An 11387-nucleotide genomic window follows, 5' to 3' on the forward strand; every position below is an offset into this window, starting at 1 on the left:
CGCCGGCGCCACCGCCGCCTGGCACCTGGCGCAGGCCGGGGTGCACGCGGTGGTCCTGGAGAAGACCGCCCACCGCGCGAGAAGGTGTGCGGCGACGGCCTCACCCCGCAGGCGGTGAAGGAGCTGCAGCTGCTCGGCGTTCCGCACTCCGGCGAACCCGGGGACGACGGCGGCTGGCAGCGCATCCGCGGCCTGCGCCTGCGTGCCGGCGCGCGTGGCGTGGACGTGCCGTGGCCGGACACGCAGAGCTGGCCCGACTACGCCCTCACCCGCACCCGTCAGGACTTCGACCGCCTGCTCGTGGAGCACGCCGGCGCCGCCGGGGCGGACGTGCGCGAGCGCCATGCGGTGCGCACGGTGCTGCGGGACGAGGCCGGACGCATCGTGGGCCTGGAGGCCGAGCGGCTGGACGAGCGGGGCCGCAAGACGGGGCGGCGCGTGCACGTGCAGGCCCCGATCACCCTGGCCTGCGACGGCAACTCCACCCGCGCCGCCGTGTCCGCCGGGATCCACCGCCGTGAGGACCGACCCATGGGCGTGGCCGTGCGCGCCTACTACACCGCCGGGGCACCGGGCGAGGACGGCGCGGTGCCTGCCCTGCCCGGCGACCGGGCCGAGTGGATGGAGTCCTGGCTGCGCCTGCCGGACGCGGACGGCAACCCCCTGCCCGGCTATGGCTGGCTGTTCCCGCTGGCCGATGGCACCGTCAACGTCGGGCTCGGCATCCTGGACACCTCCCCGCAGTTCGGGAGGCTGGACTACCGGCGGCTGCTGAAGGACTGGACCGGGGCGCTCGAGGAGGACTGGGGCATCTCCGAGCAGACCCGGCAGACGAGGATCCTGGGCGCCGCCCTGCCGATGGCGTTCAACCGCACCCCGCAGCACGTGCCCGGCATGCTCCTGGTGGGCGACGCCGCCGGCATGGTCTCCCCGTTCAACGGCGAGGGCATCGGCTTCGCCATGGAGGCCGCCCGTCACGCGGCGGACCTGGCCGTGCAGGCCCTGGCCTCCGGGACCGTGGCCGGCGCGGACGCCGTCCTGCGGCGCTACCCGGTGCTCACCCAGCACCTCTGGGGCCGCCACTTCCAGCTCGGCCGCCGGTTCGCCCAGCTCATCGGCCACCCCGCGGTGATGCGGGCCGGGCTGGCGCTGGGGATGTCCACCCCGCCGCTGTTCCGCGTCCTCGTGCGCATGATGGGCAACCTTGTGGATCCACGCGAGGGCGACGTCGTGGACCGCATGGTGCGCCTGCTGGAGTCCGCCACACCGGCCCTGACGACGGCCGACGTCCCGGCGGTGGAGGACCGGGCCTCAGGGTTGGGTAGGCTTGCCCGGTGACCACCTCCACTGACGGCTTCACCCTGCCCTCCGGCTTCGACTCGCTGGCGGGCCACGGTCGTGTGCTCGAGACCGTCACCGACGCCCTGGACGCCGTGGAGAGGCAGCTGCACGAGGCCCTGACGAACGACGACGTCTTCGCCGAGACCGCCTCCCGTCATCTGCTCACCGCCGGCGGCAAGCGCATCCGTCCCGTGCTGACCGTGATGGCCGCGCTCATCGCGGACCCGGAGATCGGCTCCGGCCAGGTGGCCCCCGTGAACGCCGAGGTCCGGCAGGCAGCCGTGGTCATGGAGCTGACCCACCTGGCCACCCTGTACCACGACGACGTCATGGACGAGGCCCCCGTGCGCCGCGGCGTGGAGACCGCCCACCGCCTGTGGGGCAACTCCGCGGCGATTCTGGCCGGAGATCTGGTGTTCGCCCGGGCCTCCCAGCTGATGTCCGAGCTCGGTCCCCGTGCCGTGCGCGTGCAGTCCGACACCTTCGAACGGCTCGTCATGGGCCAGCTGTGGGAGACCCGCGGCGTGCAGGACGGCGAGGACCAGCTGGAGCACTACCTGAAGGTCATCGGCGGCAAGACCGCCTCGCTGATCGCCGCCTCCGGCATGCTCGGGAGCCTGCTGGGCGGAGCGGACGAGGACACCGTGCAGATCTTGGCGGCCTACGGGGAGGAGGTCGGCCTCGCCTTCCAGCTGGCCGACGACCTGATCGACCTGACCTCCACCGAGGAGCAGCTCGGCAAGGCCCCCGGCACGGACCTGCGCGAGGGCGTGCCGACCCTGACCACCATCCTGCTGCGCCGCGAGGCCGCGGGGCAGGGCGCCGAGGCGGAGTCTGCCCGGGAGTCCTCGAGCTCGTGGACGGCCCCCTGGACTCGGACGCCCAGCTCGCCGCCGCGGTGGCCGCCGTGACCGGACACCCCGTGATGGAGCGCGCCTGGGAGAGGACCCGCGCGCACGCCGCGAAGGCCCGCGAGATTCTGGCACCCCTGCCGGACTCCGTGGTCAAGGACGCCCTGGCCGGCTTCGCCGACTACGTGGTGGACCGCGCCTCCTGAGGCGCTTCCGGGACGGACTCAGATCCTGGTCGGGGCCACGTCCAGGGCGGCCGCCAGCTCCCTGGCCTTCACGGCGCGCACGGCCGGGTCCACGGCGTGGCGCAGCTGCCGGTAGAGCATGTCCCCGGAGTACCGCGGGAACACGTGCAGGTGGTAGTGCCACACGTGCTGGTTGCCGGCGGCCTCATTGTGCTGGCGGGTGGAGGTGCCCTCGGATTCCCAGGCCTTCTTGATTGCCAGCGCCACCTGCCGAGCCATGAGCGCAGTGCGCTGCAGCACGCGGTCCGGCATCTCGTAGAGGTTCTCGTAGTGCTGCGCCGGGATGATCATGGCGTGGCCCTCGTGGTCGCCGAAGCCGTCGCAGGCGATGAGCACCACGAGGTCCTCGTCCTGGTAGACCACGTCCTCCACCTCGCAGCGGTTGCCCGGGTCGGAGCAGTAGCCGGCCACGAGGCCGCAGAAGGGGCAGACGTAGCCCTCGGGGGCCTGGGACGGGATGCCGGAGGACATCAGCGGTCCTCCTCCTCGTCCTCGAACGTCCAGGCCAGCAGGTCCGTGACGAACTCGGAGAACGTGCCGCCCTCGTCCGTCCACTCGCCGCCCTCCGACTCGGCGCCGGCGGAACGGCGCCACACGAGCGGGTCCGGCAGCGGCAGGTTGTCCACCGGCAGGCCCCAGACGACGGTCTCCTGGGCGTCCTCGAGGAACATCAGGAAGCCGTCGCGCACCTCGAGGTCGTCCGGGTCCCAGAAGAAGTGCTCGGTCTCCAGCAGGTCGCCGCAGTTGCCCAGGGCCAGGTAGAACTCCCGCAGGGCCGCCGGCAGGATCAGGTCCGCACCAAGCTGCTCGGCGGCGGGGGACTCGCCCAGCAGGCGGTCGACCTCGGCGGCGGACAGCCCGTCGTCCTGCGCCCAGTCCTCGCCGAGCAGGGCCGGGACGAGCTTCTGGAAGCCGGGCAGGTACACGGGGGAGGGGGGCTTGGCAGGCATGCGGCCAGTCTAGGCCCGGCGCAGCAGGCGACGCTGTGACCGGGCGGCGGCCAGGTGGTCCGCGGTGAACACGAGCAGGGCCAGCCAGATCAGCCCGAACCCGATCCAGCGGCCGGCGGGCATCTGCTCGCCGAACACGGTCACCGCCAGGAGGAACTGCCCGATCGGCGCGATGTACTGCAGGATGCCCAGCACGGACAGCGGCACGGTCTTCGCCGCGGTGGAGAACATGATCAGCGGCACCGCGGTGACCACGCCGGAGGCCGCCATGATCCAGAAGTGCCCGGCGCCGTGCAGGCCCGTGGTGAGCATCCCGGACATCGCCAGCCAGACCGTGCCGCCCACGAAGACCGGCATCAGCACCGCCGTCTCCGCGGTCATGGACGCCACCGGGTGCACCGGCGCCGCCGCGCGCTTCTTGATCAGCCCGTACAGTCCAAAGGAGAAGGCCAGGCCCAGGCCGATCCACGGCACCTCGCCGGCGTCCACGGTGATCACCGCGACCGCCGCCGCGGCGATCCCCACGGCCGCCCACTGGGCCCGCCGCATCCGCTCGCCCAGCAGCAGCACGCCCAGCGCCACGTTCACCAGCGGGTTGATGAAGTAGCCCAGCGAGGCCTGCAACGCGTGACCGGAGGTGACGGCGCCGGCGTAGAGCAGCCAGTTCACGGCCACGGCCACGGCGGCCAGGGTCACGGCCACCACGCGGCGCCGGGTCCCCAAGGCGGCCCTGACATCCCCGAACCTGCGCAGCACCGCCAGCAGGAGCAGGCAGAACAGCAGGGAGAACCCGATCCGCATGATCACGATCTCCACGGCGGAGGCGGGTGCCGTGGCCGCCATGTACAGCGGGAGCACGCCCCAGATCGCATACGCACCGGCGCCGATCGCCAGGCCCGAGGCCTCGGGCGAGGAGTCGGGGCGAGCGGCGGGCACGGCGGGGGTGGATCGGGTGGTCACCGGGCCACTGTAGACCCGCCCGGCCACAGGCCGCGGCGACGGGCTTCACAGCGGCAAGGAGCCGTCGTCGTGGGTGACAGGCCTCACCGCATCCGGCCCCTGTGCGCCGGTAGGATGGAGGGTCGGTCCGCCCTGTGCGTCAGGCACCCGCCGGCGCCCGCGGACACCGAAGCAGAGACCTCCACCGGAAGGACACCCACGCCGTGACCACGCGTCCGAACCGCCCGCTGCGCATCGCCATCGTCGGAGCAGGCCCCGCCGGCGTCTACACGGCCGACATCCTCACCAGGCAGGAGCGCGACTTCCAGGTCTCCATCGACCTGTTCGACCGTTACCCGGCCCCCTTCGGCCTCATCCGCTACGGCGTGGCCCCGGACCACCCGCGCATCAAAGGCATCGTGAACGCCCTGCACAAGGTGATGGACCGCGGGGACATCCGCTACCTCGGCAACGTGGACTACGGCACGGACCTCACCCTGGAGGACCTGCGCCGCCACTATGACGCGATCGTGTTCGCCACCGGCGCTGTGAAGGACGCCGCCCTGGACGTGCCGGGCGTGGAGCTGGAGGGCTCCTTCGGCGGCGCCGACTTCGCCTCCTGGTACGACGGCCACCCGGACGTGCCCCGCGAGTGGACGCTGGACGCCAAGGAGATCGCGGTGATCGGCAACGGCAACGTCGCCCTGGACGTGGCTCGCATCCTCTCCAAGCATGCGGACGACCTGCTCACCACCGAGATCCCGGACAACGTGTACCAGGCGCTCAAGGCCTCCCCGGTGACCGATGTGCACGTGTTCGGCCGCCGCGGCCCGGCCCAGGTGAAGTTCACCCCGCTGGAGCTGCGCGAGCTCGCGCACTCCCGCGACGTGGACATCGTGCTCTACGAGGACGACTTCGACTTCGACGAGGGCTCGGAGCAGGCCATCGAGTCCAACAACCAGACCCGCACCATGGTCGGCACCCTGACCAACTGGCTGATGGAGCAGGAGGACCGCAGGGAGCAGGCCTCCCGCCGCCTGCACCTGCACTTCCTGCAGGCCCCCGAGGAGTTCCTGGATGCGGACGGGGACGGCCGCGTGGACGGGCTGCGCATGCGCCGCATGGAGCTGGACGGCACCGGCGGCATCCGCCCGACCGAGGACACCGTGGACTACCCGGTGCAGGCCGTGTACCGCGCGGTCGGCTACTTCGGCTCCCCGCTGGACGGCGTGGAGTTCGACGACGCCCGCGGCGTCATCCCGAACGCTGAGGGCCGCGTGCTGGACGCCGACGGCACCCCGGTCCCGGGCCTCTACGCCTCCGGCTGGATCAAGCGCGGCCCGGTCGGCCTGATCGGCCACACCAAGGGCTGCGCCCTGGAGACCATCACCCACCTCATCGAGGACGTGGACACCCTCTGGACCGCGCAGGAGCCGGCCGAGGAGTCCGTCCTGGCCCTGCTGGACGCGCGCGGCGTGGAGTACACCACCTGGGCCGGCTGGCACGCCCTCGACGAGCACGAGAAGGCCCTGGGCCGCGAGGCCACCGAGGCCGGTCCGGTGGAGCGCGAGCGCGTGAAGGTCGTGGACCGTGCCGAGCAGACCCGCATCATGCGCGAGGCCGTCCAGGGCTGACGCCCCTCAGCCTGCCGACGAGGGTGCAGTTGTTGTCCCTTCAGCGTCCCTGAGGGAACAACAACTGCACCCTCGTCCGTCTACGGGCGCAACCGGCCGGGTCCCGGAGGTATGCCGGGGGCACCTACCCTGGTGGCATGCCCCGCCTGTTCGCCGACCTGACTCCGCTGCGGGTCTCCGCCGCCTACCGCCGGCTGTGGCTGGGCAACACCCTGTCCTTCGTGGGCACCCAGCTGACGCTGGTGGCGGTGTCCCTGGAGGTCTTCGCGCTCACCGGCTCGTCCTTCGCTGTCGGCATGCTCGGCCTGGCCGCGCTCGTCCCGCTGGTGGTGGCCGGCCTGTACGGCGGCGCCGTGGCGGACCGCTATGACCGCCGCACGGTGGCCCTGTGGTCCGCGCTGGTCATGTGGCTGACCATCCTGGGCATCGCCGCGCATGCGTGGGCCGGCATCGAGTCCGTGGCCCTGCTCTACGGCCTCACCGCCCTGCACTCCGCGGCCTCCGGCATCAACCAGCCCACCCGTGGCGCCATCATCCCCGCGCTGGTGGGGGTGAAGCTGCTCCCGGCCGCCAACGCGTTGAACATGATGACGTTCTCCATCGCCATGATGGTGGGCCCGCTGCTCGGCGGCGTGCTCGTGGCGGCCATCGGCTACGCGTGGACGTACACGGTGGACGTGGTCACCTTCCTGGCGGCGCTGTACGCGGTCTGGCGGCTGCCGTCCCTGCCGCCGCAGCGCGAGGAGGGGGAACCGCAGCAGCGCCTGGGCCTGTCCTCCGTAGTGGAGGGGTTCCGGTTCCTGGGCAGCCGCCCGAACGTGCGCATGACGTTCCTCGCGGACATCGTGGCCATGGCCACCGCCTTCCCGCGGGCGCTGCTGCCGGCGATCGGCGGGGTCATCCTCGGCGGCGGCGAGTCCGCCGTGGGCCTGCTGCTGGCCGCCATGGCCGCCGGGTCCTTCCTCGCCGGGCTGTTCTCCGGCACCTTCACCCGCCTGCACCGCCACGGCCTGGGCACCTACGTCTGCATCCTCGTCTGGGGTGCCGCCGTGGCCGTCTTCGGCGTGGTCGTCTGGTGGGGCTCCTCACTGGACCCCGACGACGGCCGCCTCGCCTGGGCACTGGCCGGCTCGGCGGTCTGCATGGCCGTCGCCGGCGCCGCCGACTCCGTCTCCGCGGTCTTCCGCACCACCATCCTGCAGTCCGCCACCCCGGACCGCCTGCGCGGACGCCTGCAGGGCGTGTTCGTGGTGGTCGTGGCCGGCGGCCCCCGCCTGGGCGAGATGATCCAGGGCGGCGCGTCCGCGGCGCTGGGGGAGGGGCTCACCCTGATCGCCGGCGGCGTGCTGTGCATGGTCGGCGTCAGCCTGCTGATGCGCGCCCAGCCCGGCTTCCTCCGCTACGACGGGCGCGCGCCCACGCCGTGACGAGCCGTCCCGCCTTCTGCTCCTCACCGCAGCCAACGACGTCGCGTGACCTTCCGTTCGGAAGGTCACCGGCCGACGTCGTGAAGCCCCGGGAGGGGCCGGGGGATCCAGTGCGGAGATCAGGAGTGGTGCAGCTCGGCGGAGGTGGACTCCGGGAGGATGCCGCCGAGGGACTGCCAGTGGCGCACCAGGTCCTGCTTCACATCCGACTGCAGGATCTCGCGGGCCTTGTCCTCGGCCTCGGACAGGCGGGACTTGTGGCCGGAGAGCGCGTTCTTCAGGGTCATGGCGCGCTGGTGCAGGCGGGTGGAGCGGTCCTCGGTGTCCCGGCCGACGGCCTGCACCTGGACGGCCACAGCCTCCTGGTTTCGGCCGGAGGCCTTGAGCTTGGAGGGGGCCAGGGCGTGCTTCACGAACCCGGCGTCCAGGATCAGACCCTTCGAGCAGGCCACGCCGTGGCGCAGGGCGATGTCCAGGTAGTCGTCATAGTCCAGGGCCATGACGGCCTTGTGCCAGGCGCGGTCGTCGATGCGGCGGCCGTCCACGCGCTCACGGGCGCGGGCGGCGCCGAGGGTGGTCTCGGCCTGGTGCACGTGGCCGCGGGGGTCGATCAGGTAGAGCATATCTCTCCTAGCGAGGTGGACGCGTCAGCGGAAGTTGATGAACTGCAGGTCCGCGTCCTCGAAGCCCTTGAGTAGGGCGATGGTGGCCTGCAGGTCGTCGCGGGACTTGGAGGAGACGCGCAGCTCGTCGCCCTGGATGGTGGCCTTCACGGACTTCGGGCCCTCGTCGCGGATCAGCTTGGTGATCTTCTTCGCGGTGGGCTGGTCGATGCCCTCCTTGATGGCGGCCTCGATGCGGGTCTCCTTGCCGGAGGCGAACGGCTCGCCGGCGTCCAGGGACTTCAGGGAGATGCCGCGCTTGACCAGCTTGGACTCGAAGACGTCCTTGACGGCCTTCACGCGCTCCTCTGAGTTCGCCTTCATGAGGATCTTCTCTCCCGAGAAGTCGATCTCGGCGCCGACGCCCTTGAAATCGTAGCGCTGGGCGATCTCCTTCTGCGCCTGGTTCAGGGCGTTGGACACCTCCTGCTTGTCCACCTTGCTGACGACATCGAACGTGGAATCGCTGGCCACGGTGTGCTCCTTCTCTCGGGGATGTCTGGGGCAGGCCGCAGTCCACCGTCCGAACGGCGGCAGGCGGGGTGCCCGCGGCGTCCGGTACGGCGGCGCACGGCCGCATCTGCGCCCAGCCTACCGGGGTGAGGGCGGTCCTGGCCCCTCCCGATTGGCCGCGTCCGGCACTTTGCTGTAGAGTCTTCTCTCGCCTGTTGGGAAGCGCTGAACGGCGCCGACCGCGGATCGCACGGCAGATTACCCGAGCGGCCAAAGGGGGCTGACTGTAAATCAGCTGGCACTGCCTACGGGGGTTCGAATCCCTCATCTGCCACCGCACTGGAAGGGCCCGGAACCGGTTCACGGTTCCGGGCCCTTCGTCATGTCCGGGCCGTGGTCACGCTCAGGCCCACCGTCATGGCCGGGCCCGCTCAGCCCGACCGCCATGGCCCGTAATGATCATTCGGACGTCCTCGCATTTCCCCGGCGATCGGGAGTAGGCTCCACAGCGACGGCGCGACTGTGCTCCGCATCACAGTGGGCGTGGGTGTCCGACGCCCACGTCAGCGCTCCGCTGCGGTACCGCCGTGCCCGTCGACGCAGACGACGACGCCACCAGGAGGGCACCGATGACCGAGCAGCAGTCCACCGCCGAGATGTCCTACACCTTCGGCCCCACCGACGTGGAGCTGCTGGAGCAGACGCTCGCGCAGAACCTGGACGCCACCGCCGCCGCCCATCCGGAGCGGCCCGCGCTGCTCGAGTCCTCCACCGGCCGGTCCTGGACCTTCGCGCAGCTGCGGGAGGACTCCCGCACCGTGGCCAAGGCGCTGATCGCCGCCGGCTATGAGGCAGGCGACCGCATCGGCATGTGGAGCCCGAACGTCGCCGAGTGGACCACCCTGCTCTACGGCGCCGCCCGTGCTGGCGTGATCCTGGTCAACCTCAACCCGGCCTACCGCACGCACGAGCTCACCTACGTGGTGGAGCAGTGCACCATGCGCGGGCTCGTGGTGGCCTGCCCGGACGACCGCATGAACCCGCCCCGCACCGCCCGCGAGGTCGCTGCCGGCGCCGCCCCCGAGCTGCGCCAGCTGATCATGCTGCCCACCCCCGGCGAGCCGACCGCAGACTCCTACCCGCATGCCCGTCCCGGCCAGGTTCCGCAGCGGGTGGCCGAGACCCCGGTGGAGGAGACCACCTGGTCCGACTTCCTGGCCGGTGCCGAGCAGGTCACGGACGAGCAGCTGGCGGCCCGCGAGGCCGAGGTGTCCGCCGAGGACCCGGTGAACCTGCAGTACACCTCCGGCACCACCGGGTTCCCCAAGGGCGTGACCCTGTCCCACCGGAACATCCTGAACAACGGCTTCCACATCGGCGAGCTGCTCGGCTACACCGAGCAGGACGTGCTGGTCATCCCGGTGCCGTTCTTCCACTGCTTCGGCATGGTGATCGGCACCATCGCCGCCGTCTCGCACGGCACGCTGTCGGTGATCCCCTCCCGTTCCTTCGAGCCGGTGGCCGCCCTGCAGGCCGCCGCGGACACGAAGGCGACCTCCCTGTACGGCGTGCCCACCATGTTCATCGCCATGCTCGCCCGCCCGGAGGCCGAGCAGCTGGACCTGTCCACCCTGCGCACCGGCGTGATGGCCGGCTCCACCTGCCCGGTGGAGGTCATGCGCCGCGTGATCGAGAGGCTGCACATGTCCGAGGTGGCCATCTGCTACGGCATGACCGAGACCGCCCCGGTGTCCACCATGACCCGCCGGGACGACTCCCTGGCCCGCCGCACCGAGACCGTGGGCCGCTCCATGCCGCATGTGGAGACCAAGATCATCGACCCGCTCTCCGGCGAGCTCGTCCCGCGCGGCGCCACCGGCGAGCTGTGCACCCGCGGCTACTCCGTGATGTCCGGCTACTGGGACGACGCCGAGCGCACGGAGGCCGTCCTGGACGAGGACGGGTGGATGCACACCGGCGATCTGGCCTCCATGGACGAGGACGGCTACGCCCGGATCGAGGGCCGCATCAAGGACCTGATCATCCGCGGCGGAGAGAACATCTCCCCGCGCGAGGTGGAGGAGTTCTTCTACACCCACCCGGACATCCAGGACGTCCAGGTGGTGGGCGTCCCGGACGAGAAGTACGGCGAGCAGCTCATGGCCTGCCTGATCATGCGCGAGGGCGCCTCCCCGCTCACCGCCTCGGACCTGAAGGAGTACGCCACCGGGAAGATCGCGCACTACAAGATCCCGGCCTACGTGCAGGTGATGCAGGCGTTCCCCATGACCGTCTCGGGCAAGGTCCGCAAGGTCGAGCTGCGTGCCGAGGGCACCAAGCTGGTCCAGGCCCAGCAGGCCGCTCAGCAGGGCTGACCGGGGCAGGGGAGCGGATACACGTCCCACAGGCTGCAGAGTGCGCCCGGCCGGCGCCGCTGATCGCACGGTGGTACATCCACCCCCAGGCGGAGACCCCGTTGTCGTCCGGCGGTGCGGCCGGCACGTTCCCGCGGTGGTACCAGACGCCTCCGCAGAGGATGAACTCCACCAGCTCCGCCGGTGACTCCGTGCGCGGCGGCTGCAGGCCGTCCTGCAGCACGTCCGCGTTCGCCACCGCGAAGGTGGACGTCGCCTCGGTGTCCAGCACCAGCCCACAGTCCCGCTCGAACGCCTCGATCCACTCCAGCGCCTCGTCCATCCCGTCCTCCGGGCCGGTGGACTGCGCCACGATCATCACGGACGCCCGTTCGCCCGGCCGCATGGTCCCGGGCGTCCCCGGCCCGTGGACCCCCGCCGCGGCCGCCTCTTCCGGCGTCCTCCTGCGCCTGTGCTGCTCGATCATCGCCCCCTCCTTCACGTCTGGCGGACCAGCCCCCACGGGCCGCC

The 11387-nt window shown here is 71.6% G+C and carries 9 protein-coding genes, 1 tRNA gene and 2 pseudogenes; 7 read left to right on the plus strand and 5 right to left on the minus strand.

Annotated elements, in window-relative coordinates; all coding sequences use genetic code 11:
• Together AC2W7A_RS04610 and AC2W7A_RS04615 are read left to right on the plus strand one after the other, a co-directional pair.
• Positions 1 to 1338 (plus strand): annotated as a pseudogene (locus AC2W7A_RS04610) (geranylgeranyl reductase family protein); the annotation flags it as partial.
• A pseudogene (locus AC2W7A_RS04615) lies at positions 1335 to 2398 on the plus strand (polyprenyl synthetase family protein). The pseudogenes AC2W7A_RS04610 and AC2W7A_RS04615, both read left to right, overlap by 4 nt.
• A gap of 18 nt (positions 2399 to 2416) precedes the next feature.
• Here the strand turns inward: AC2W7A_RS04615 and AC2W7A_RS04620 are convergent.
• Genes AC2W7A_RS04620 through rarD form a run of 3 tightly spaced genes read right to left on the minus strand, consistent with a single transcriptional unit; the run spans position 2417 to position 4347 of the window.
• Positions 2417 to 2908 carry an HIT family protein gene (locus AC2W7A_RS04620; RefSeq protein ID WP_485990326.1) on the minus strand — a complete coding sequence of 164 codons (492 nt, stop codon included), beginning with the start codon at positions 2906 to 2908 and terminating at the stop codon, positions 2417 to 2419.
• Positions 2908 to 3387, minus strand: a complete 480-nt coding sequence (locus tag AC2W7A_RS04625) for a hypothetical protein (RefSeq protein ID WP_485990327.1) — start codon at positions 3385 to 3387, stop codon at positions 2908 to 2910. Before AC2W7A_RS04625 ends, AC2W7A_RS04620 begins: the two co-directional genes overlap by 1 nt.
• Before the next feature lie 9 nt (positions 3388 to 3396).
• On the minus strand, positions 3397 to 4347 hold the full coding sequence (gene rarD / locus AC2W7A_RS04630) for an EamA family transporter RarD (protein WP_485990328.1): 951 nt from the start codon (positions 4345 to 4347) through the stop codon (positions 3397 to 3399).
• A 203-nt stretch (positions 4348 to 4550) separates the two neighbouring features.
• Here rarD and AC2W7A_RS04635 point away from each other — a divergent pair, with 203 nt between their 5' ends.
• Complete coding sequence (locus AC2W7A_RS04635; RefSeq protein ID WP_485990329.1) at positions 4551 to 5960, plus strand: FAD-dependent oxidoreductase; 1410 nt, start codon at positions 4551 to 4553, stop codon at positions 5958 to 5960.
• 137 nt (positions 5961 to 6097) lie between these two features.
• Positions 6098 to 7387 carry an MFS transporter gene (locus tag AC2W7A_RS04640; RefSeq protein ID WP_485990331.1) on the plus strand — a complete coding sequence of 430 codons (1290 nt, stop codon included), beginning with the start codon at positions 6098 to 6100 and terminating at the stop codon, positions 7385 to 7387.
• A 119-nt stretch (positions 7388 to 7506) separates the two neighbouring features.
• Here the strand turns inward: AC2W7A_RS04640 and AC2W7A_RS04645 are convergent, their stop codons facing one another.
• Both AC2W7A_RS04645 and AC2W7A_RS04650 read right to left on the minus strand, forming a co-directional pair.
• The gene (locus AC2W7A_RS04645) at positions 7507 to 8010 is read right to left on the minus strand and encodes a hypothetical protein (protein ID WP_485990332.1); all 504 of its coding nucleotides are present in this window, start codon (positions 8008 to 8010) and stop codon (positions 7507 to 7509) included.
• A 24-nt stretch (positions 8011 to 8034) separates the two neighbouring features.
• Positions 8035 to 8523, minus strand: a complete 489-nt coding sequence (locus AC2W7A_RS04650) for a YajQ family cyclic di-GMP-binding protein (protein ID WP_067188534.1) — start codon at positions 8521 to 8523, stop codon at positions 8035 to 8037.
• A 231-nt stretch (positions 8524 to 8754) separates the two neighbouring features.
• On the opposite strand from AC2W7A_RS04650, the gene AC2W7A_RS04655 reads away from it, so the two are divergent.
• The 3 genes from AC2W7A_RS04655 to AC2W7A_RS04665 form a co-directional block, all read left to right on the plus strand.
• Positions 8755 to 8836, plus strand: a tRNA-Tyr gene (locus AC2W7A_RS04655).
• A gap of 295 nt (positions 8837 to 9131) precedes the next feature.
• A complete protein-coding gene (locus tag AC2W7A_RS04660) occupies positions 9132 to 10877 on the plus strand; it encodes an AMP-binding protein (RefSeq protein ID WP_485990333.1) in 1746 nt (581 codons plus the stop codon).
• A gap of 161 nt (positions 10878 to 11038) precedes the next feature.
• Positions 11039 to 11387: hypothetical protein (locus tag AC2W7A_RS04665; RefSeq protein WP_485990334.1), on the plus strand; the 349-nt coding region annotated here is incomplete at its 3' end.

The sequence above is a fragment of the Micrococcus sp. LASM2_SD2 genome, assembly GCF_057364565.1.